The organism is Streptococcus sanguinis (genome assembly GCF_013343115.1).
GTDB lineage: Bacteria > Bacillota > Bacilli > Lactobacillales > Streptococcaceae > Streptococcus > Streptococcus sanguinis_H.
Map to the genome: position 1 here is coordinate 528,286 of NZ_CP054570.1, position 22,364 is coordinate 550,649.

Here is a 22,364-nt window from a genome sequence, read left to right on the forward strand (position 1 = left end):
TAAAATAATGACTTTTAAATCAGGTTTTGTAGCTATTTTGGGACGTCCTAATGTTGGGAAATCAACCTTTTTGAATCATGTTATGGGGCAGAAGATTGCCATCATGAGCGACAAGGCTCAGACCACTCGCAATAAAATTATGGGGATTTACACGACGGATAAGGAGCAGATTGTCTTTATCGACACGCCGGGAATCCACAAGCCCAAGACGGCTCTAGGTGATTTTATGGTGGAAGCAGCTTACAGCACCCTGCGTGAGGTGGATACCGTTCTCTTCATGGTGCCGGCTGATGAGCCGCGTGGCAAGGGCGATGACATGATTATCGAACGCCTGAAAGCGGCCAAAGTACCAGTTATTTTGGTAGTTAATAAGATTGATAAAGTCCATCCGGATCAGCTTTTAGCGCAAATTGATGATTTCCGTCAGCAGATGGACTTCAAAGAAATCGTGCCGATTTCAGCCCTGCAGGGCAATAATGTGTCCCATCTTATTGATATTCTCAGTGAGAATCTGGAGGAAGGCTTCCAGTATTTCCCAGAAGACCAGATTACCGACCATCCGGAGCGCTTTCTGGTGTCAGAGATGATTCGGGAGAAAGTGTTGATGTTGACACGGGAGGAAATTCCCCACTCAGTCGCGGTGGTTGTTGACAGCATGAAGCGAGACGAGGAAACGGACAAGGTCCATATCCGAGCGACCATAATGGTGGAGCGCGACAGCCAAAAAGGCATTATCATCGGCAAAGGCGGTTCCATGCTGAAGAAAATCGGATCCATGGCTCGGCGCGATATTGAGCTCATGCTGGGGGACAAGGTCTTCCTAGAAACCTGGGTCAAAGTCAAGAAAAACTGGCGGGACAAGAAGCTGGACTTGGCGGACTTTGGCTATAATAAGAAGGAGTATTGAGGTTCTAAGCAAGCTTTGAAAAATTATGTTTGAAATAGCAGTGAAAGAGAGCATAACATTTTGTTATCTCTTTTTACTACAAACGAGAGATGGTCTACATTTTTTTCACCAGAAAGATACTAAAATAAGAATTGGAAATAGAGTATATATATGTCAAAATTAAAATCACAACTTCCTCTTTTTCAGAAAAATGATGTTAATATTTCTAGCGATGTCAACACAGTTTGGTCTATTGCGAATACACTTCGAGGAGCCTATCGCGCAGATAAATATCGTGATGTGATTATTCCCATGTTTGTATTAGCTAGATTGGAAGCAGCTCTACTGCCAACCAAGGATCAAGTGATTGCAGCCTACAAGAAAGACAAAAAAACACCGGAACAGATTCTTGAAGATATATCAGGATATAAATACTATAATACAAGCCCTTTTACTCTTGAAAATTTGCAAAATGATCCTGATGCAATCGAAGAAAACTTTCTCGCTTATTTAGATGGTTATTCCAAACGAGTAAAGGACATTATTGAAAACCTTAAGTTTAAGGAGCAGGTCCATACCTTGGCACAGACAGGACGCCTATTCACTGTCATTAAGAAATTCTCCAAAATTGATCTATCCCCGAGTACAGTGGATTCTATGCGAATGGGCTATATGTTTGAAGACATCATTCGCCGTTTCTCCGAAAATGAGGAAGCAGGATCTCACTATACACCTCGGGAGGTCATTGCTTTGATGGTCAACTTACTGCTCGTTGAAGCAGATGAGGAACTGTTTGTAGATAAGAGAATAGTAAAAATTCTAGACATGGCTGCTGGTACAGGAGGCATGCTGGCTACAGCCAAAAGTTATATTCGCCGTTTGAATTCTGAAGTGAATGTTCTTCTCTTTGGTCAGGAATATCTCTCAGAAACTTATGGTATCGGAAGGGCAGATATGCTGATTCGGCAGGAAAATTCTGACTACTTTGTGAAGACAGATACTCTTAAAGATGGTGATCCCTTTGCGGACAAAAAGATGAATTTTGTCATTGCCAATCCTCCCTTTGGCCAGTCTTGGGGAGGAAAGGACGCAGATGATGGTGTAGAACAGGCTGTCAAAAAAGATCAAGAACTCTTTGAGGCAACCGATGGCAGACAAGGTCGGTTTGTCAATACTCCGGCAACAGGTGATGCTCAGCTGCTTTTCCACTTGCATGGCTTGGCTAAACTAGAAAAGAATGGACGTGCAGCTATTATTTCTAACGGGTCTCCGCTTTTTTCAGGTGGAACAACATCTGGAGAAAGTCAGATTAGGCGTTATATCTTAGAGAATGACTTGCTAGAAGCTATCATCGCACTCCCTGGTCAGTTTTTCTACAATACAGGAATTGGCATCTATATTTGGATCTACAATAAAAATAAAGCTCCTAAGCGTCGGAATAAGGTACAGTTTATCGATGCGACCGAAGAGTTTGTACCATTGAGAAAGTCTCTGGGACAAAAGCGTCGTGAACTTTCTGAGGACAATATCCGGCAGATTATCCAGTGGTACCATAATTTTGAAGAAAACGATCATGTGAAAATATTTGATAACAAAGAATTTCTTTATAAAGAGTATATCGTTATGCAGCCTCTGCAACGTCGAGGCAGAATTACTGAAGATACCATCGAAAAGGTTAAAAGTGTCCCATTTGTAGCAAAGCTTTATGATGAATACCAATATCAGGAACTGCTTGAAATGGAGCCTCGCACAGCCAATGATGAGAAGAAATTACAAGACTTAGCAGCGGGGAAAACTAAGCAGGAGCAGTTATTAAATGCTCTCCGGCTTGGAATCACTGATGACAGCTACCCTAATTTTGAGGAATTTAGTCAGGTAATCAGAGAGCTATTATCTGAGGTGAAGGTGACACCAGCTAATGTCAATGCTATTGCGCTTGCTATGAGCGAGATGGATAAGACAGCAGAAATTGTCACAACGACCAAGAAGGACAAGTTTGGCGAGATAGCAGATGGTATTGTCTATGATAAGACCACCAAGGATAGTGAAATCGTCAAACTGACAGAGAATGTTGAAGACTACTTTGCGCGTGAAGTCTATCCACATGTACCAGACGCCCACTATTGGTTTGATGAGGGAAAGGGCTATGGAGCTGAAATTCCTTTTACTAGGTATTTCTACCAGTACCAAGCCCCAGAAAGTGCAGATAAGCTCTTGGCAGAGTTCTACGAGCTTGAAGAAGAACTACAAAACCTCTTGGAGGAGCTCAAACATGACTAGGATGAAAGAGAGTGGCATTGACTGGATTGGGCAGATACCAGAGGAGTGGGAAGTAATTAAAGTTAAATTTTTTACTTATATGAAGGGGAGAATCGGCTGGCAAGGATTAAAAGCTGATGAATTTATTGATGAGGGACCGTATTTAGTTACAGGAACCGATTTTAAAAATGGTCGAGTCAACTGGGATACAGCATATCATATATCACAAAAGAGATATGAACAAGCTCCAGAAATTCAGTTAAAGCAGGGAGACTTACTAGTTACAAAAGATGGAACTGTTGGGAAATTAGCACTTATTGATGAATTGCCAGATAGTGCGTCGTTAAATAGTCATTTACTTGTACTTAGACCTTTGTTTAATAGATATGAAAATCACTTTCTCTATTACGTTTTAAGCTCTCTAGAATTTAAAAATTATTTTCAAAAAGTTTCGATAGGTAGTACTATGGATTCATTGTCTCAAGAAAAAATGGGAGAATTTATTTTTGCACTACCCAACATAAATGAGCAAAATTCTATATCTAGATACTTAGATAAGAAAACTGCTCAGTTGGATAAGGTTAAAAGTCTACTGGAGGAGCAGATTCAAAAACTCAAAGACTACCGCTCTAGCTTGATTTATGAGACCGTCACAAAAGGACTGGATAAAACAGTCCCACTGAAAGATTCAGGAATCGACTGGATTGGACATGTACCTGAAGGATGGGGAGTAAAAGCTATCAAATATATCTTTGATGAAATTGGTAGTGGCTCTACTCCTAAAAGCGATAATGAAATATTCTATGATGGTGATATAAATTGGATTCAATCTGGAGATTTATATCAAACTGATACGGTGACGAGTGTAAGTAAAACTATTAGTTATCAAGGTTTTAAATCTACTTCGGCATTAAAAATATATCAACAACCTTTTGTTGCTTTAGCAATGTACGGTGCTTCAGTTGGCAATGTGGCTGTTAGTTACATTGATGCTTGTGTTAATCAAGCAGTTGTCGCAATGTTGGGATCCTCTGAAAAAGTTAGCTTTGGGAAATATGCTATAGAAGCAAGTAAGAGTAATTTGATTTTTTCTGCACAAGGTGGGACTCAACCAAATATCAGTCAAAATTTAATAAAAAATTGGAGCATTCCTCAGCCTAAAAATGAAGAACAAGAACAAGTTGTTGATTTTCTTGATAAGAAAACAGTTCAAATAGATAAACTTATTCAAATCAAGAACGAGCAAATTAAAAATATTAACAAACAACGACAAACTCTTATTTATGATTATGTGACAGGGAAAAGGAGAGTGTAGATGGTTGTAGAACGCGAATTCAAGTGTCTGTTTTATAAAGTTGTTTCTAAAGAAAATGCCGTTTCAAAGATTAATGCTTTTTTTGCTGAGATTAATCCAATGACACCACTTAGTACAGAATCTATTGGAAATCTATCTTATTATTTACGTAGCGATATTCGAAAAACGGATACTTATTTATTATTTACTATTGCAAAAGTTGATTTGAATCAAGATATTCAGATAGATGATATTCAGACTCAAAATAGAGATATAGTAGAAAAAGAAGATACCGAAGGAATAGCTAATGACGCTCAATTTTTATATGATTTCAACAATAGCATTTTAGTTCAGAAACGCGGTAAATCTCAAACTACAATAGAAGAATTAAGAAAATTCATAGCCTTAAAGGTTGGTATTGATTATAGAGAATTCGAATTTAATATTATAAAGGATAAAAATGCTATTGAAAATCTAAATAACATGCGACATATCCATGACGTTGTTTTTTCAATTGCTATTCCAGAAAATTTATCGTTATTCTCAGAGCAAGTAAAAGATATTAATAGTGGTGTTGAATTTGCTAAAGAGATGTCGGCACAAAGTATGGAAATGAGAATAAAGGGAGCTAGTTTAAATAAAAATAGAATTAAACGCGCTATAGACGAATTGTGTTCGTATAAAGATAACCAGAATATGAAGATCCGAACTATGTCTGTTTATGGTGACTCAGAGATAATTGATTTAGTAACTCATAAGTTAAACTATTATGAAAAATATTATCTAGATGAAGTTGATAACAATGTCTTTTATGATAAACTTGAAAGAGCTTATAAAGTAAGGGAAGAGTATTTGAATGATTACTAAAATTAGAAAACATGAGAAAAAAATATTTTTTTTCCTTTCTTTGTTAGTAGCTTTGTATTTTTTGATATGTCCAATCAAATTGTCCGTTTTTCAGAATTATGCAGATTTTCTATCATCTATTCAAAATGTCCTTATTTTTACATCAGGTGTACTTATAGCTTCATTTAGTATTACTTCATTTTTACCGGACAATCCATTTATCAAAAAACTAAAAACTCTGAATTTAGACTTGCTAATAATGAAACAACTTTTTGATCTGTCGATTTTATCAGTACTATTATTAATTTTTCCTTCTATTTTTATATCTCTTGAACAAAATAACTCAGCAAATATTGTACATGTGGGTATGAGCATCTTTATCGGAAGTTTATTGTATTTCATTTTATCGCTATGTAGTTTAGTATTAACTTTTAGAAAGATTCTATGTTTAAGTTTAGATAGTGAAAAGGAAAAAAGAAAGACTAATTAGATATTTGTAAGTAATGGGGACATAATTGGGAATAGTGAGTTTTATAAGACTAATGTGTATGGCCTACATATTATTTCCGTTTATTATCCTTCCGTTAATCCGCAAATATTGTTCCGTTATTCCTCATATTGTTCCGAACTATGGTATAATAGAGGGAGAAAGTGAGGAGTGCTCATGTATATGACAGTGAGGCAGGCAGCTGATCTCTGGGGGATTTCTGATCGTCGAGTTCGGTCTCTGTGCAGTCAGGGAAAGATTCCGGGTGCTGTCCAAGAAGGGCGTTTGTGGAGAATTCCCTCAGATGCCAGAAAACCAGCGGATGGTCGCTATAAAAAAGCAGAGAGCCTCTTGCCTTTGATTGATGAAAAGATGATGAAGTTATCAAAACTTCGCCCTTTGACGGATGGAGAGCTGGAGCGGCTGAATGAAGAGTTCACAGTCGAATATACTTATAATTCAAATGCCATTGAGGGCAATACTCTGACCTTGCGTGAGACAGATTTGGTCCTGCGTGGATTGACTATTGACCAAAAGCCTTTAAAAGATCATATGGAGGCAATCGGTCATCAGGAGGCTTTTCAGTATGTTCAAAGGCTTGTTGAGGAGAACCAGCCTTTGTCAGAACAGATGATAAAGGATATTCATTATCTAGTATTAGCGGATAAAAAAAATGACCGAGGCATTTATCGGAGAGTCCCGGTGCGCATCATGGGAGCAGCCAATGAACCGGCTCAGCCGTATATGATTGCTCCATTGATGGAGAAGATCCTAATGGACTATGCTGCAAGTCAGGAAAATATGGTGACCAAACTAGCTCAGTTTCATATTGCCTTTGAGAGTATCCATCCGTTTATTGACGGCAATGGCCGAACAGGTAGGCTCTTGGTGAATTTGGAGTTGATGAAGGCAGGCTATCCACCAATTGATATAAAATTTATGGACAGATTAGCTTATTACCAAGCATTTGATGACTTTCATTCAAAAGGAAGTTTATCTGCAATGGAGGATTTATTTGCCAAATATATCAATGAAAGATTGGATATGTATTTGGAGATTTTATCTCTTGCTGATGAAGGATAAGGAGAGCAGATGGCAAATTTAAATATTACTGAGCGTTATGATTTTCAGCAATGGATTTTAAAAGATCTCATTCAGTATAATGGCTATATTCAGCGTGCTCAGTCTGCTTATAATCAAAGGTTGGCTATGGATATAGATATTTTATGGGAATTTCTGATGTCAACCCAAGAAGCAACTGTCGAAAAACTCTTGAAGCGTTTTGATAGAGAGACTATTCTCAATTTGATTAATCAAGAAATTATCAAAGGTGGTCTTCTATTTGCCTTAAAAGATGGAGTGTATATTGAGAATAAAAAACTTCGTCTTATGTACCGCAGACCAGCAACAGACTTTAATGAAAAGGCTAGTCATCAGTATAATTTAAATCGCTTGACAGTAATGGAAGAAGTGGTCTATAAGGACCAAGAACGTATTGACTTAGTCATCTTTCTTAATGGCTTAGCCTTGTTTGCTATTGAGTTGAAACTAAATTCAAGTGGCCAATCTGTCCAGGATGCTATTAATCAGTTAAAAGGACGTGATGTTAAAAATCGTCTTTTCCGATTTAATGCAGGAGTATTAGTTAGTTTTGCGGTTGACTGGATGGAAGTCTATATGACAACTCAGCTTAAGGGATCAGATACCTACTTCTTGCCTTTTAATAAAGGAAAGGGTGAAGGGATTGACCAAGGAGCAGGGAATCCCCAGAATAATCAGGGGCCAGAAACAGAATATCTATGGAGAGATTTGCTGAAGAAAGAAAGTATCCTACAGTTGATTGAACGTTTTATCTTTTTAACGCCTGATAAAAAGGATATCATTTTTCCGCGTTATCAGCAGAGACGAGCAGTTAATCGTATTTTAGAAGATATGCGAGTCAACCATACTGATAGAAACTATCTGATTCAGCATTCTGCGGGGTCGGGTAAAACAAATACGATTGCTTGGTTGGCACACAGCTTAGTTAGTCTTCATGATGAAGAAAATCAAAATATCGTTGATACAGTTTTGGTTGTTACTGACCGTATCGTTGTTGACCGTCAACTTCAAGATGCTATTCGTTCTATTGAGCATCAGCCTGGTGTGATTAAGGTTATGGATGATAAGGCTACTTCTAGCGACTTAGCAGATGCACTTGCTGGGAATACAAAAATTGTTGCGACCACTATCCATAAGTTTGCACAAATAAATAAATCAAACTGGATGTCTGCGGGTGTAACAGCAGAAAAGAAATTTGCCGTTTTGATTGATGAGGCGCATAGTTCTACGACTGGCTCCTATATGAGTGCAGTCAGTCAGGTATTGACTGAAACGGATATAGAGAACGGCACAATGGATGAGCCACAAGAAGTGTCTGTCGGCGATGCTATTGAACAGGAAATTGCCCGTACAGGGAAACAAGATAATATTTCTATTATTGCATTTACAGCGACACCTAAAGCTACTACATTGCAGTTGTTTGGCTCTACTAGACCAGATGGTTCAAAGGTTCCTTTTGACTTGTACAGTATGAAGCAGGCTATTGAGGAAGGTTTTATTTTAGATGTTCTCAATAACTACACCACTTATAAAACATACTACAAGCTAAATAAGGCGGTCGAAGAGGATCCTGAACTCAAAACGACAGTGGCAAAGCGGAAAATTGCTAAATTTGTGGAGCTATCTGATGAAAATATTCATCAAAAGGTCGAAATTATCATGGACCATTTTATTACTCATGACATCATGGCTGATTTAGGTGGACATGGAAAGGCAATGATTGTAACTTCAGGACGTGAGGCAGCTGTCAAATACCAACAAGCTTTTAAGAAATATTTAAAAGAGCATCATATTACTAGTATCGGAGCGGCCGTCGCTTTTTCAGGAAGGTTGAGCCTTGATGGAGCTGAATTTAGCGAATCTTCTATGAATGGCTTTAGTGAAGATAAGCTCAAAAGTAAGTTTGATACTGATGATTATCAAGTGCTAATCGTTGCAAATAAATATCAAACGGGCTTTGACCAGCCTAAATTATTGGCTATGTATGTAGATAAAAAGTTGCGTGATGTAGCAGCAGTACAGACTTTATCTCGTTTGAATCGTATTGTAAAAGGCTATCACAAAAAGACTTTTATTCTTGATTTTAAAAATACCTATGAGGATATTAATAGAGCTTTTGCTCCCTACTACCGAGAAACAATTTTGACTGAAACGATTACTCCGAGCGATGTATTTGATTTAGATGCTAAAATTGAAAGTTATGGAATAGTAGATAATGATGATGTTCATGCCTATAATCAATTCTTATATCAAGAGAAACGTTCCAGCCGCGATAAACAAAAGATGCTCGCTCTACTGTCAAACGGGTATGCACGAGTGCAGCGTTTTGATGAAAAAGAACAAGTAAATATCCGTAAAGTTATTCGTGGATTTTTACGGATGTATACCTTCTTGATTCAGGCTACAGCTTATCAAAATGAATTGCTTCATGAACGATACAATTATCTGCAAGGTCTTGTGAAAATGATTGATGTCCGATTGGGAGGGAATGATTTCACTATTGCTGATAAGATTGTTGTAGATTATATGAAACACAAACAAACCGGTTTTTACACTGTGGCAGAGTTAGAGGGAAATTATTCGGTGACACTAAATAAGCCGAATTTATCAAATGTTTCTGAAGAACAAGAGAAAAAATTGTCTGAAATCATTGAAGAAATTAATGAGCAGCTTGATTTAGATATTGATGATCAAATTGCTGTTAGCGGGGCAGTCTCAATTAGGGAATTGATGAAGAAGAATCCTAAATTGAAGCAATCAGCTTTAGTAAACTCTCGCGAAGATTTCGAATTTTCATTTGAGGATGAAATTGATAAAGCTTTAACTGATGGTTACACCCAAAATCAAGATTTCTTTGGAGTGCTATTGAGTAATGAAGATTTCAAAAAGCGTATTGCAAAGATTTTTATTGATGATGTTTACCAAAGTTTTAAAAAGAGTAGTGATTAAAAATTCTATTAGGAATAACAAAAATTACACAAGCAAATTTGTCCATTCTAAAAACAGGTAAGGCTAAAGGTACTCGCTTTGCGACCTTGCTGGCTATCTGCGAAACACTGGATTGTCAGCCTGCTGATATTTTAGAGTATATTTCTGACTAATAAATAGAAGATAGAAAGGAGCTTTATGCCTGAATTACCTGAAGTGGAAACGGTTCGGTGCGGTTTGGAGCGTCTGGTTGTTGGCAAGACGATTGGGCAGGTGCAGGTCCGCTATGCCAAGATGATTGGTACGGGAGTGGATAGCTTTGTCCACGACTTACCAGGTCAGACCATTGAAAAGATTGGTCGTCGGGGCAAGTATTTGCTTTTTCACCTGACGGGTGGAGTGCTGATTTCCCATCTGCGAATGGAAGGCAAGTATCTTTTTTATCCTGATGCGGTGCCTGAGCGCAAGCATGCCCATGTTTTTTTCCAGATGACGGATGGTGGGACGCTTGTTTATGAGGATGTTCGCAAGTTTGGGACCATGGAGCTCTTGAGAAAGGACCAGCTGGAGACTTATTTTACTGCCAGAAAGCTTGGTCCTGAGCCGACAGAGGTGGACTTTCTTTTGTCGCCTTTTGCCGCAGCTTTGAGTCGTTCCAAGAAGCTCATCAAACCCTATTTGCTAGAGCAGACCTTGGTCGTTGGTCTGGGTAATATCTATGTAGATGAGGCCCTTTGGCGTGCGCGAATTTATCCGGCAAGGCCAGCAGATAGTCTGAAGCCTACTGAAGTGAAGCGTCTACGTGAGCAGATTATAGAAGTTTTGCAGCTTGGGATTGAAAAGAGAGGATCGACCATTCGGACCTACCGCAATGCTTTGGGTGAGGATGGCACTATGCAGGATTTTCTGCAGGTCTATGGAAAGACTGGTCAACCTTGTGCTAGATGCGGCAGCCCGATTGAGAAAATTAAGCTGGGCGGACGAGGTACACATCTCTGCCCTCACTGCCAGAAAGCGAGGTAGCTGTCATGGCAAGAATTATCGGTATTACTGGTGGTATTGCCTCGGGTAAGTCAACAGTGACAGAGTTTTTGAGGCAGCAGGGTTATCAGGTCATCGATGCGGATCAGGTAGTGCATGAGCTGCAAGAGCCGGGGGGACGGCTTTATCAAGCTCTTTTATCTACTTTTGGCCCAGCTATTTTACAGGAAGATGGGCGCTTGGACCGGCCTAAGCTGGGAGCTATGATTTTTGGGAATCCCGAACTCTTGGCGCAGTCCAGTCAAATACAAAATCAGATTATCCGCGAGGATCTGGCTGGCAGGCGAGATTTGCTGGCAGAGACGGAAGACATCTTTTTTATGGATCTTCCCTTGCTGTTTGAGCTACAATATGAAGATTGGTTTGACCAGATCTGGCTGGTGGATGTGACGGTGGAAACTCAGCTCAGTCGTCTTATGTCTCGAAATGCTCTCAGTCAGGAAGAGGCAGAAAAACGCATAGCAGCTCAGCTATCTCTCCGAGAAAAACGAAAGAGGGCGGACGTGCTGATAGATAATAATGGCTCGCTTGAGGAAACTCGACAGCAACTTCTCGATGCTTTGCAGAAATTAGAAAGAGGATGATTTATCACGTCACAAGTAAACTGGAAACATAACCTGAAAATCGCTTGGTTTGGGAATTTTCTGACAGGTGTCAGCATTTCTCTGGTGACGCCTTTTATGCCACTTTTTGTGGAGCAGCTTGGGGCTAGTGGTCATGAGGTAGAGTATTACGCTGGGCTAGGGATTTCCCTCTCTGCAATCTCAGCGGCACTGCTCTCTCCTGTATGGGGAAGTCTGGCTGATCGCTATGGCCGTAAGCCTATGATGATACGTGCAGCTACTGCCATGGTTTTCACGATGGGCGGCATTGCCTTTGTACCCAATATTTTCTGGCTTTTGCTCCTGCGCTTTCTAAACGGTGTCTTTGCTGGTTATGTTCCCAATAGTACAGCTCTGATTGCCAGTCAGGCTCCCAAGGAAAAAACTGGTTATGCACTGGGAACTCTCTCGACCGGTGTCGTTGCGGGTAATCTTATGGGGCCATTTATTGGCGGTCTGATTGCGGAGATGTTCGGTATTCGCAATGTCTTTCTCCTGATTGGCGGCTTCTTTCTAGTGGCAGCCTTGATGACCTTTTATTTGATTCGGGAGGATTTTGTGCCAGTGACCCGACAAGAAGAGGTAGGCTTTAGGGAATTGCTGCGCCAACTCAGGTATCCTAAGATGTTGATTAATCTCTTTCTGACCAGCTTTGTTATCCAGTTTGCAGCTCAATCTATCAGCCCCATCCTTGCCCTCTATGTCAGAGAACTGGGGCAAAAGGACAATCTGATCTTTGTTTCGGGTCTCATCGTTTCTAGCATGGGACTTTCCAGCATGATGAGCTCCAGCATTCTGGGGCGGTTAGGAGACCGTATCGGCAATCATAGGCTTCTAGTGCTGGCTCAGTTCTATTCAATCCTGATTTATCTGCTCTGTGCCAATGCTGGCTCCCCTATGCAGCTGGGCTTTTATCGCTTTTTATTTGGCCTAGGAACAGGGGCGCTGATACCAGGTGTTAATGCTCTGCTAAGTAAGATAACACCCAAGTTTGGAATCTCTAGGATTTTCAGCTATAATCAGATTTTCTTTTATCTGGGTGGAGTGGTCGGCCCTATGTCTGGATCGTTCATTGCGGCAGCCTATGGCTATCATTCAGTCTTTTATGCAACAGCAGGGCTGGTCGCCGTCAGTATGTTGGCTAATCTCTTTAGTTTTCGAAATTTATTTAAAAAGAAGGATATCTAGTGCGCGTTAAAATAAATTTAAAATGTTCCAGCTGCGGCAGTCAGAATTATCTGACCAGCAAAAATACTAAAACGCATCCGGAAAAAATTGAGGTCTTAAAGTATTGTCCTAAGGAAAGAAAAGTTACTTTACATCTTGAATCCAAGTAGATTTTATGATAAAATAGATAGGATTTTAAGGAGTTTTTATTTATGTACAACCTATTATTAACCATTTTAGTCATTTTATCAGCTATTATTGTCATTGCAATTTTCATGCAACCAACCAAAAATCAGTCCAGCAACGTCTTTGATGCCAGTGCCAACGACTTGTTTGAACGTCCTAAGGCACGTGGTTTTGAAGCTGTGATGCAGCGTATGACGGGAATCATGATTTTCTTCTGGCTACTGATTGCATTGGTATTAGCAGTATTATCTAGTAAATAAAATGGGCTCTGACTTCGTCTCGGCCTATTTTTTAAGTTTTAAAGAGATTTAGCAAGGATGAAGAAAACGCTCATCAAGAGAAGAGGAATATGAAATCAGAAATCATTGAATATTTAAAAGACAGGCAGCAGGCTAGCGTAGATGAGCTGGCGGCTGCTTTGGGGAAAGAGTCTTCCAAAGATTTTAGTAGCTTGGTCAAGACCATTTCCCAGATGGAAAGAAAGCATCAGATTCGCTTTGATGACAAGGGGCGGATTGAGCTTTATGAGAAGAAAAAGCAGGAGCGTCTGACACTCAAGGGTGTTTTTCATGCCCACAAGAATGGCTTTGGCTTTGTTACCTTGAATGAGGAAGAGGATGACCTCTTTGTCGGCCGTAATGATGTCAATCATGCCATTGATGGCGATACGGTGGAAGTAGTCATCACCAAGGTGGCAGACCGGATCAAGGGAACGTCAGCTGAGGCTAAGATTATCGATATTTTGGAGCACAGCCTGACGTCGGCAGTTGGCCAGCTGGTTCTGGATGAGGAAAAGCCCAAGTATGCGGGCTATATTCGCTCGAAAAATCAGAAAGTCAGCCAGCCTATTTATGTCAAAAAACCAGCCTTGGTTCTGGATGGCACAGAAGTACTCAAGGTTGCTATTGACAAATATCCTACCAAGAAACACGATTTCTTTGTGGCCAGTCTGGTCGATGTGGTCGGCCATGTCAACGATCCAGGTATTGATGTGCTGGAGGTGCTGGAGTCGATGGATATTGTCTCCGAATTTCCAGAAAAGGTCTTGGAAGAGGCCGAGCGAATTCCAGATGCACCGACTGAGAGTGATTTGAAAGAGCGTTTGGATCTGCGCGATGAGATTACCTTTACCATAGATGGGGCGGATGCCAAGGACTTGGACGATGCGGTCCATATCAAGCGTCTGAAAAATGGCAACTTTGAACTTGGTGTCCATATCGCAGATGTGTCCTACTATGTCAAGGAAGGCTCTGAGCTGGACAAGGAAGCCCTCAATCGGGCGACCTCTGTCTATGTGACTGACCGCGTGGTGCCTATGTTACCAGAGCGCCTGTCCAACGGTATCTGCTCCCTCAATCCCAATGTGGACCGGCTGACCCAGTCGGCGATCATGGAGATAGATGCCAAGGGGCGCGTGGTCAAGCATACTATCACCCAGACTGTCATCAAGACAACCTTCCGCATGACCTACAGCGATGTCAACGACATCATCGCAGGAGATCAGGAAAAAGCTGAGCAGTTCAAGGCCATTGTACCTAGCATTGACAGCATGGTCCAGCTGCATGAGATTCTGGAAAACATGCGCTTTAAACGCGGTGCGCTCAACTTTGATACCAATGAAGCCAAAATCATGGTCAACAAAGAAGGACGCCCAGTGGACATTGTCCTGCGTCAGCGTGGAATTGCCGAGCGCATGATTGAGTCCTTTATGCTGGTGGCCAATGAAACAGTGGCTGAGAATTTTGCTAAGCTGAATCTCCCCTTTATTTATCGGATTCACGAGGAGCCTAAGGCGGAGAAGGTGCAGAAGTTTATCGACTACGCCTCTAGCTTTGGGATTCGGATATACGGGACGGCTAGCTCTATGAGTCAGCAGGCTCTGCAGGATATTATGGAATCGGTCAAAGACCAGCCTTATGAGGATGTCCTGTCTATGATGCTTCTGCGCTCCATGCAGCAGGCTCGCTACTCTGAGCACAATCACGGCCACTATGGTCTGGCAGCGGAGTTTTATACGCATTTCACCAGTCCGATTCGCCGCTATCCAGACCTTCTGGTTCACCGGATGGTACGGGATTATGGCAAGTCTAAAGAAATAGCAGAGCACTTTGAGCAAGTGATTCCAGATATTGCTAGCCAGTCTTCCAGTCGGGAGCGTCGGGCTATCGAGGCTGAGCGAGAAGTCGAAGCCATGAAGAAGGCTGAATTCATGGAAGAATTTGTCGGAGAAGAGTTTGACGGTGTGGTTTCAAGCGTGGTTAAGTTTGGACTCTTTGTCGAGTTGCCTAATACGGTCGAAGGCTTGATTCATGTCACCAACCTGCCAGAGTTTTACAGCTACAATGAGCGGACGATGACCCTACAAGCAGAAAAGTCCGGCGTGATCTTCAAGGTCGGTCAGCAGATTCGCATCAAGCTGGTTCGAGCGGATAAGGCTACGGGAGAGATTGACTTTGAATACCTGCCCAGTGAATTTGACCTGGTAGAAAAGACCAGTAAGACTGGCAGAGGTAAGTCGGGCAGAAAGAGACGCCGTGAGGATGACAAGCGCAGCCATCCTTCCAAAGAAAAAGGCTATAGAGATAAGAAAGATAAGAAGTCCAAGAAAGGTAAGAGCCAGAAGGCATTTTACAAGGAACTAGTCAAGAAAGGAGCCAAGCATGGCAAAGGGAGAAGGAAAGGTCGTCGCGCAAAATAAAAAGGCCAGACACGACTACACCATCGTAGACACCATAGAGGCTGGCATGGTGCTGACGGGGACGGAAATCAAAAGCGTCCGCGCAGCCCGTATCAATCTCAAAGATGGCTTTGCCCAGATCAAGAACGGTGAGGCCTGGCTCAGCAATGTGCATATCGCGCCTTATGAAGAGGGCAATATCTGGAATCAAGAGCCTGAGCGTCGCAGAAAGCTGCTGCTGCATAAGAAGCAGATCCAAAAGCTGGAGCAGGAGACCAAGGGAACTGGGATGACGCTGGTGCCGCTCAAGGTCTATCTCAAGGACGGCTATGCCAAGCTGCTACTGGGCTTAGCCAAAGGGAAACACGACTATGACAAGCGCGAGTCCATCAAACGCCGCGAGCAAAACCGCGACATTGCAAGACAAATGAAGAACTTTAATACAAGATGAAAGATCGGGTGACCGGTCTTTTTTAGTTTTATATTAGTGATTCTCATCTACAGTAGTTATCTTAAATTGTTTATTGTCAAATTTACTAAACAGAAAACTTCTGACCACTTTTCCACTTGTAAAGTCTGTGCTTTTCGAGTATGATAAAGACAGTTAGATTATTCGTAGCTTTGCTTTTAGAGAAAGGATTTTTTATGACAGAAGAATTGCTAGCTTATAAACGCATGCCGCTGTGGACGGCTGAGACCATGCCAGAGGCGGTAAAGAGAAAGCACAATACCAAAGAGGGAACTTGGGGTAAAATCACTGTTCTCAAGGGACGCCTTAAGTTTGTTGAGATGTCAGAGGAGGGTGAGGAGCTGGCTGAGCACATCTTTGAGGCTGGTCAGGACAATCCTTTTGCCCAACCCCAAGCTTGGCATCGGGTTGAAGCCCTGACTGATGACCTAGAGTGGTATTTGGAGTTTTACTGTCGGCCTGAGGATTATTTCCCAAAGAAATACGGCAGTAATCCAGTGCACTCAGAGGTTTTGGAAGCTATGCAGACAGTCCGGCCAGGGCGGGCGTTAGACCTAGGCTGTGGTCAAGGTCGCAATGCTCTCTTTCTAGCCAAGCAGGGCTTTGAAGTGACGGCTGTAGATCAGAATGAGCTGGCACTGGAGATCTTACGGAGCATTGTGGAGCAGGAGGATTTAGATCTGCCAGTGGGTAGCTACGATATCAACTCAGCTAGTTTGACCCAGACTTATGATTTGATCGTTTCCACTGTTGTCCTTATGTTCCTGCAGGCGGAGCGGATTCCAGATATTATCCGAAATATGCAAGAGCACACAGCGCTTGGCGGCTATAATCTCATCGTCTGTGCTATGGATACAGAAGACTTCCCATGCTCTGTTCCCTTTCCTTTTACTTTTAAGGAAGGCGAGCTTGCCGAGTATTACAAGGATTGGGAGCTGGTTAAGTACAATGAAAATCCTGGTCACCTCCACCGACGTGATGAAAATGGCAATCGAATTCAGCTGCGCTTTGCGACTATGCTGGCTAAAAAGGTTCAGTAGAAGACAGTGGGACAGAAGTTGATTTTTTAAAATTTAGCTTTGCTCACTTATTTTGAGGTTCAGGTTTAAAATGTCTGGGAGGCAATTTAAATTGTCTCAGCCACAATATTTTTTGAACATAATAAAGCTAGACTGAGATATTTTTGTCTCAGTCTTTTTATTTTAGTAAAAAACTTTAGAAATATTTTAGAATTTCTTGAGAAATATCTGAAGTTTGGAGGCTATACTAGAAAGTGTAAGGAGGAGAGAAAAGAGCTGGAAGCAACAGGACAGCTGATAGAAACTTTAGTTTTTCTTTAAGTGTGAGTCTAGAGCAGATCACTTTTAAAAGCAGACTGAACGACCTTATTCTCTCCTCTTGCGGCAATTTTTTCCAGACCTTCAGTTTTCTGTTGACGAGGAAAAAAGAATATGTTAAAGTAAATGAGTAAAATAAAAAAGTCAATTATATTTTACTTAAGATAAAAGGAGGAACTCATGAAGAAAAGAACGAAAATTATTCTAACTTCTACGTTGACTGTGACCGGCCTAATCTTGGCTGCCGGTGGCTACTGGGCTTATAAGACCTTTGTCCCTCAGGAGACACCGATCGATAAGAATGCCACAGTGAGGACCAATTACTATCAGGCCATCAATAAGAAATGGCTGGAAAAGGCAGAGATCCCTAGCGACCAGCCGTCTAACGGTGTGTTTTATGAACTGAACGAGCAGGTCAAGGATAAGATGAAGGCGGATGTCAAAAATCTAGTCTCTGGTAAAGAAGAGTCAACGATTGAAGGCATGCCTGAGTTTATCAAATACTATCAGCAAGCGACTGACTTCAAGCAGCGGGAAAAGGATGGCCTAGCCCCTCTCAAGCCCTATCTCAAGGAAATTGAAGACTTGTCCGATTTGAAGGACCTAGCCAGTAAGGCTGTTGACTGGGAAAAGCGTGGTCTAGCACTGCCGTTTACCCTTGAAATTAGTTCTAACCTAGAAAATACCAATCAGAAACAAGTGAATCTGTCCAGTCCAAGTCTTATGCTGCCGGATAAGAGCTACTATGAAGATGAAGGTGCTAAGAAAAGGATGATGGATCCGCTGGAAAAAGCATTCAAAGAAGCCATGCAAAAGCTGGGCTACAGTGAAAAAAACAGCGAAAAGATTGTCAAAGAAGCCTTAGAATTTGATGGAGAACTGGCCAAATATGCCCAAAGCAATGAAGAAACTTCGGAAATTAAAAATCTTCACCATCCTAAGACGGCAGAAGACATCAATGCCTACTCTGATACCTTTAAGTTTCACGATATTATCAATGCCTATCTAGGCCAGGAATCTGGTGATGTCAATGTACCTAACCCTAAGTATTATGAAAATTTTGCCAAGGTAGTTAATGACAAGAACTTTGGCAAGCTCAAATCTTGGATGCTTGTGAAGCAGGCAGCATCAGCATCTAGTTTTCTAACCGATGACTATCGGCTGATTTTTGCAGAGTACCAAAAATCCTTGCAAGGTACTAAGGAAGCAACTTCAAAAGAAGATGCAGCATACAATCTGACAACAGGAACTTTTTCAGATGTCTTTAGTCTTTACTATGGTCGCAAATATTTTGGTGAGGAAGCCAAGCAAGAAGTGACCCAAATGGTCAAGGATATCAAGGAAGTCTATCGGGAACGTATGCTGAAAAACGAATGGCTATCAGAAGAAACCAAACAGAAGGCAGTCAAGAAGCTGGATACTATGAAACTCTATATCGGCTATCCTGAAAAAGTTCGCGAAGCGACTAAGGCCTTGAAAGTAGACGATAAAAAATCCTTCTTTGAGAATGCAATTGCTTTGAGTCAAGCAAAACATCAATATGATGTTGAGCACTTCTCTGAGCCAGTAGACAAGGACGAGTGGGTGATGCCTTCCTATGATATCAACGCTTACTACTCACAGGAAAATAACAGTATCAACTTTCCAGCCGCAATCCTGCAGAATCCATTCTTTGATGTTAAGCAAGAGATGGAAAAGAACTATGGCGGTATCGGTATGGTTATTGGTCACGAGATTACTCACGCCTTTGACTCAAACGGTGCAAACTTTGATGAAGAGGGGAATTTGAACAATTGGTGGACAGAAGCAGATAAGAAAGCTTTTGACAAGAAAATTGAAGCTGTTACTAAGCAGTGGGATGGTATTGAAATCTACGGCGGCAAGGTCAACGGCAAGCTTACGGTAACAGAAAATGTAGCCGATGCAGGTGGGCTTTCAGCTACTCTCGAAGTTGTGAAAAAGAAATATCCAGATGCAGACTTGAAGAATTACTTTGAAAACTATGCCAATATCTGGAGAAGCAAGGCCAGTCTGCAATTTAACCAACTTCTCCTGAAGGTAGATGTCCATGCTCCGTCCGAGCTGCGGGTCAACCAGCAACTCAAAAATGTAGAGGCCTTCTATGAAACCTATCCAGAAATCAAAGAAGGTGATGCCATGTATCTGGCTCCAGATAAGCGGGTCAGCGTATGGTAAGATTGCTTGTCTAGAGAAGACGGTAAAATAATCTAAGCTATGAAGCACAACCAGTTTGGTAATAGGAGAGAAGTTCGTTCTTTTTTCCAATCCATTCTTTCCTGCGACACTTGCGCGGCTGCGGGTTGTGCCTCCGCAGCCACGTATCTTTAAAGTCAGATTTTATCTGGCTTTTTTCTTTTACAAAAAAATTTTTATACAGCTTGATATACATCTATGGAAATTTATACAAGAGGCTTGGAGGGGCTGCTAGGTATACAGCTAGAGTAATTTTTTCCTAGGGGAATTTATTCATTTTAGCTAGCAGAAGAGGTTTTGGAAACGCTTGCAACCGTGGTAAGAGAATAGTATACTAAATATGCGATAAATATTTTATCAATTAATATACAAAGGAGAAACTGATGAAAAAGAAATTTTTCAGTTGGGCTATTCCAGCCTTGATGCTTCTTACACTCTTCCCTTTTCAGGCTGTCTCAGCCTGTACCGGATTTATTATCGGCAAGGATTTGACGACGGATGGTTCGACTCTCTATGGTCGAACAGAGGACCTGGAGCCCAACCACAACAAGAATTTTGTGGTACGGGAGCGCAAGTATAACAAGGCTGGTGATAAATTTGTAGATGAAACCAATGGCTTTAGCTTTGATTTGCCAGCTGTTAGCTACAAGTATACGGTGGTACCGGATGTGACACCAGAGCAGGGAGTTTTCGATGAGGCCGGTTTTAATGAGGAAGGCGTTTCTATATCTGCGACAGTCTCGGCCAGTGCTAATGATGATATTCAAAAAGTAGACCCTTACGTTAAGGACGGTATCGCTGAATCAGCTTTAACTTCTGTAGTCTTGCCTCATGTGAAAACAGCTAAAGAGGGAGTGGAGCTCTTATCTAAAATTGTCAGAGAAAAAGGTGCAGCCGAAGGCAATATCGTGACGATTGCTGACAAGACGGGTGTATGGTATATGGAAATCCTTTCTGGCCACCAATACGCTGCCATCAAGTTTCCGGATGACAAATACGCTGTTTTTCCTAATACATTTTTCCTAGGCAGTGTAGATAAAAATGATACTGAAAACACCATCTTATCAGCTGATCTGGAAAAAATAGCCCAGGATGCTGGCACCTATAAGGAAATCAATGGCAGCTTCCATGTAGCCCAATCTTATAATCCGCCGCTGGCAGAGGCTGACCGCTCTCGGGTTTGGTCTGGTATCAAGGCGCTGGATCCCAATGCAGATGTGCAATATGATGATGAATACTTTGAACTCATGCACTCAACCAGCGACAAGCTTAGTCTGCGTGATGCGATGAACTTGCAGCGCAATCGCTTGGAAGGAACAGACTTCAAACCGCAAGATCAGATGGAGCTAGACGGAAAAGGGATTCCAGATAAAACCAAAGCAGACCCGGTTTATAAATATCCTATTTCCAATCCAAATGTCATGGAGGCCCATATTTTCCAGCTCAAGGAGAATTTACCTGCCTCTACTGGAGGAGGGATTCTCTGGCTAGCTATGGGAAGTCCGCGCAATGCACCTTACCTTCCTTACTATGGCAATATCAGCAATACCTCTCAGCCTTATCAAGAAATGAGTACAGCCTATAATGAGAATTCCTGGTATTGGACTGTTAGCCGAATCAATGATTTGGTTGCAAAATATCCAGAACTATTTGAAGATGGCTCTATTCGCAGTGAAATTGAGCGTATGGAAAGCCAATGGATGGAGGAACAGCCTGCTCATGACAGCGAGCAGATTAGTCTGTCTGAACAGCCAGAACAAGCCAGTCTGAAAGCAACAAAAGATTCTATGGAGCGAGCGGATTCAGTCTTTAAGCGCCTCAAGGAAATCCAAAAGATTGCTGAAGATAAGGTCGTGGCGGAATATGGTACAAGTGCTTTAGAAGAGATTGAGGAGTTGGAGGGCTCTGACACAGAGGAGACAATTCGTCTGGAAGATTTTGACTACGATATTGCTATTGCAGGAGTCATCTTTGTGCTGACTGTCATTGGAATAGCGATTTATCTTGTCAAAGGAAAAAATAGAAAAGGAGCAGACAGTCATGAATAAAACAAGAAGAATTGCTCTCTATATCTACTTAGTCCTAGCTGGTATTGGCTTGCAGTTTGAGCTTGGAGACATGGCGGAGAAGGATGTCACCTTAGAAGCTGGCCGCGACTTGGTTCTGAACTTAGCTGTTTTAGCTGCCTTTTTCCTGCCTTTCTATTTCTTGATTAAAAAACTTGCCAAGAAGTTATCGGTTGAGATGATTGTTCTAGCAACAGCCCTCTTTGGAGGTGCCTTTATCTCTGGCTGGCTAAGCTTTGCGGGCAATAGTTTGATTGATATTATTAACTCTAACTTTATCAAGGATCCTGCTGTTTTCAATGATTGGACAAATGCACTGACAGCTCCTTTTGCAGAGGAATTTTTCAAGTCTCTGACAGCCTTTGCCGCTCTCTACATTTTGGGACGCAAGGATATTCAGTCTGTCTTAATCGCTGGACTGAGTTCGGGTTTTGGCTTTCAAGTCATAGAGGATATTGGCTATGTATCCAGAGTGACTTTCGGAGGACAATATAGTGGTTCCTTAGAAGCAGTTGGCAGAATTGCTGGCGGATTGGCTTCGCATACTCTCTATACAGCAGTGGTGACTGTTGGGGTTTATCTTCTCTTTTCCACGGCTTACAAGAAATACCGTCTCTTTGGTCTCTGGTGCGTCGTGTCAACCGTTGCCAATCACTTTATTTGGAACTCTCCTTTCTTCGAAACAGAGCATCGGATTAACATCGTTGTCGGTTTCTTATTTGCCTTTCTCGTTGCTACCTTTATAGAAGTCTACCGACTGGTTTTGAAGGAGAAAAAGACAGATTTAGAAATTTAAATAATTTT

The 22,364-nt window shown here is 41.6% G+C and carries 19 protein-coding genes; all 19 read left to right on the forward strand.

Annotated elements, in window-relative coordinates:
* The first annotated feature begins 7 nt into the window (after positions 1–7).
* The 19 genes from era (at position 8) to FOC72_RS02735 (ending at position 22,356) form a co-directional block, all read left to right on the forward strand.
* Positions 8–907, forward strand: coding sequence for a GTPase Era (gene era / locus FOC72_RS02645; protein ID WP_002894867.1), 900 nt, complete (start codon positions 8–10; stop codon positions 905–907).
* 150 nt (positions 908–1,057) lie between these two features.
* Positions 1,058–3,166, forward strand: coding sequence for a type I restriction-modification system subunit M (locus tag FOC72_RS02650; protein WP_002894868.1), 2,109 nt, complete (start codon positions 1,058–1,060; stop codon positions 3,164–3,166).
* Entirely contained in the window at positions 3,159–4,460 is a 1,302-nt protein-coding gene (locus tag FOC72_RS02655; RefSeq protein WP_002894870.1) for a restriction endonuclease subunit S, read from the forward strand. Before FOC72_RS02650 ends, FOC72_RS02655 begins: the two co-directional genes overlap by 8 nt.
* Positions 4,461–5,306 carry a DUF6731 family protein gene (locus FOC72_RS02660; protein ID WP_002894871.1) on the forward strand — a complete coding sequence of 282 codons (846 nt, stop codon included), beginning with the start codon at positions 4,461–4,463 and terminating at the stop codon, positions 5,304–5,306. It abuts the gene before it with no gap.
* Positions 5,296–5,775 (forward strand): hypothetical protein, encoded by a 480-nt coding sequence (locus tag FOC72_RS02665; RefSeq protein WP_002894872.1) that lies wholly within the window; start codon positions 5,296–5,298, stop codon positions 5,773–5,775. The genes FOC72_RS02660 and FOC72_RS02665 overlap by 11 nt, the downstream gene beginning before the upstream one ends.
* 174 nt (positions 5,776–5,949) lie before the next feature.
* Positions 5,950–6,855: a Fic family protein gene (locus tag FOC72_RS02670; RefSeq protein ID WP_002894873.1), complete on the forward strand. Its 906-nt coding sequence runs from the start codon at positions 5,950–5,952 to the stop codon at positions 6,853–6,855.
* Between the two features lie 9 nt (positions 6,856–6,864).
* The gene (locus FOC72_RS02675; protein ID WP_002894874.1) at positions 6,865–9,822 is read left to right on the forward strand and encodes a type I restriction endonuclease subunit R; all 2,958 of its coding nucleotides are present in this window, start codon (positions 6,865–6,867) and stop codon (positions 9,820–9,822) included.
* A 2-nt stretch (positions 9,823–9,824) separates the two neighbouring features.
* A complete protein-coding gene (locus tag FOC72_RS02680) occupies positions 9,825–9,974 on the forward strand; it encodes a helix-turn-helix domain-containing protein (protein ID WP_097677706.1) in 150 nt (49 codons plus the stop codon).
* 25 nt (positions 9,975–9,999) lie between these two features.
* Entirely contained in the window at positions 10,000–10,824 is an 825-nt protein-coding gene (gene mutM / locus FOC72_RS02685; RefSeq protein ID WP_002894875.1) for a DNA-formamidopyrimidine glycosylase, read from the forward strand.
* Positions 10,825–10,829: 5 nt separating this feature from the next.
* The gene (gene coaE, locus FOC72_RS02690; protein WP_002894876.1) at positions 10,830–11,426 is read left to right on the forward strand and encodes a dephospho-CoA kinase; all 597 of its coding nucleotides are present in this window, start codon (positions 10,830–10,832) and stop codon (positions 11,424–11,426) included.
* A gap of 3 nt (positions 11,427–11,429) precedes the next feature.
* Positions 11,430–12,632 carry a multidrug efflux MFS transporter gene (locus FOC72_RS02695; RefSeq protein WP_302479834.1) on the forward strand — a complete coding sequence of 401 codons (1,203 nt, stop codon included), beginning with the start codon at positions 11,430–11,432 and terminating at the stop codon, positions 12,630–12,632.
* The gene (rpmG, locus tag FOC72_RS02700) at positions 12,632–12,781 is read left to right on the forward strand and encodes a 50S ribosomal protein L33 (RefSeq protein WP_072074309.1); all 150 of its coding nucleotides are present in this window, start codon (positions 12,632–12,634) and stop codon (positions 12,779–12,781) included. Before FOC72_RS02695 ends, rpmG begins: the two co-directional genes overlap by 1 nt.
* 42 nt (positions 12,782–12,823) lie before the next feature.
* Entirely contained in the window at positions 12,824–13,057 is a 234-nt protein-coding gene (secG, locus tag FOC72_RS02705) for a preprotein translocase subunit SecG (RefSeq protein ID WP_002894878.1), read from the forward strand.
* Between the two features lie 89 nt (positions 13,058–13,146).
* Complete coding sequence (rnr, locus tag FOC72_RS02710) at positions 13,147–15,495, forward strand: ribonuclease R (RefSeq protein WP_002894879.1); 2,349 nt, start codon at positions 13,147–13,149, stop codon at positions 15,493–15,495.
* The gene (gene smpB / locus FOC72_RS02715; protein ID WP_002894882.1) at positions 15,458–15,925 is read left to right on the forward strand and encodes an SsrA-binding protein SmpB; all 468 of its coding nucleotides are present in this window, start codon (positions 15,458–15,460) and stop codon (positions 15,923–15,925) included. Before rnr ends, smpB begins: the two co-directional genes overlap by 38 nt.
* Positions 15,926–16,119: 194 nt before the next feature.
* A complete protein-coding gene (tehB, locus tag FOC72_RS02720) occupies positions 16,120–16,983 on the forward strand; it encodes an SAM-dependent methyltransferase TehB (RefSeq protein ID WP_032914096.1) in 864 nt (287 codons plus the stop codon).
* 477 nt (positions 16,984–17,460) lie between these two features.
* Entirely contained in the window at positions 17,461–19,476 is a 2,016-nt protein-coding gene (locus tag FOC72_RS02725) for a M13-type metalloendopeptidase (protein ID WP_002894885.1), read from the forward strand.
* 401 nt (positions 19,477–19,877) lie between these two features.
* Entirely contained in the window at positions 19,878–21,542 is a 1,665-nt protein-coding gene (locus FOC72_RS02730; RefSeq protein ID WP_002894887.1) for a C69 family dipeptidase, read from the forward strand.
* Positions 21,535–22,356 (forward strand): PrsW family glutamic-type intramembrane protease, encoded by an 822-nt coding sequence (locus FOC72_RS02735; protein ID WP_002894889.1) that lies wholly within the window; start codon positions 21,535–21,537, stop codon positions 22,354–22,356. The genes FOC72_RS02730 and FOC72_RS02735 overlap by 8 nt, the downstream gene beginning before the upstream one ends.
* The last annotated feature ends 8 nt before the right edge of the window (positions 22,357–22,364 follow it).

Excerpts from the sequence above, each read along its gene's own strand:
- FOC72_RS02725 (WP_002894885.1), top strand. The coding sequence starts at position 17,461 with ATGAAGAAAAGAACGAAAATTATTCTAACTTCTACGTTGACTGTGACC.
- mutM (WP_002894875.1), top strand. The coding sequence starts at position 10,000 with ATGCCTGAATTACCTGAAGTGGAAACGGTTCGGTGCGGTTTGGAGCGT.
- smpB (WP_002894882.1), top strand. The coding sequence starts at position 15,458 with ATGGCAAAGGGAGAAGGAAAGGTCGTCGCGCAAAATAAAAAGGCCAGA.
- FOC72_RS02730 (WP_002894887.1), top strand. The coding sequence starts at position 19,878 with ATGAAAAAGAAATTTTTCAGTTGGGCTATTCCAGCCTTGATGCTTCTT.
- secG (WP_002894878.1), top strand. The coding sequence starts at position 12,824 with ATGTACAACCTATTATTAACCATTTTAGTCATTTTATCAGCTATTATT.
- rnr (WP_002894879.1), top strand. The coding sequence starts at position 13,147 with ATGAAATCAGAAATCATTGAATATTTAAAAGACAGGCAGCAGGCTAGC.
- FOC72_RS02650 (WP_002894868.1), top strand. The coding sequence starts at position 1,058 with ATGTCAAAATTAAAATCACAACTTCCTCTTTTTCAGAAAAATGATGTT.
- FOC72_RS02665 (WP_002894872.1), top strand. The coding sequence starts at position 5,296 with ATGATTACTAAAATTAGAAAACATGAGAAAAAAATATTTTTTTTCCTT.
- tehB (WP_032914096.1), top strand. The coding sequence starts at position 16,120 with ATGACAGAAGAATTGCTAGCTTATAAACGCATGCCGCTGTGGACGGCT.
- era (WP_002894867.1), top strand. The coding sequence starts at position 8 with ATGACTTTTAAATCAGGTTTTGTAGCTATTTTGGGACGTCCTAATGTT.
- FOC72_RS02660 (WP_002894871.1), top strand. The coding sequence starts at position 4,461 with ATGGTTGTAGAACGCGAATTCAAGTGTCTGTTTTATAAAGTTGTTTCT.
- coaE (WP_002894876.1), top strand. The coding sequence starts at position 10,830 with ATGGCAAGAATTATCGGTATTACTGGTGGTATTGCCTCGGGTAAGTCA.
- FOC72_RS02670 (WP_002894873.1), top strand. The coding sequence starts at position 5,950 with ATGTATATGACAGTGAGGCAGGCAGCTGATCTCTGGGGGATTTCTGAT.
- FOC72_RS02655 (WP_002894870.1), top strand. The coding sequence starts at position 3,159 with ATGACTAGGATGAAAGAGAGTGGCATTGACTGGATTGGGCAGATACCA.
- FOC72_RS02675 (WP_002894874.1), top strand. The coding sequence starts at position 6,865 with ATGGCAAATTTAAATATTACTGAGCGTTATGATTTTCAGCAATGGATT.
- FOC72_RS02735 (WP_002894889.1), top strand. The coding sequence starts at position 21,535 with ATGAATAAAACAAGAAGAATTGCTCTCTATATCTACTTAGTCCTAGCT.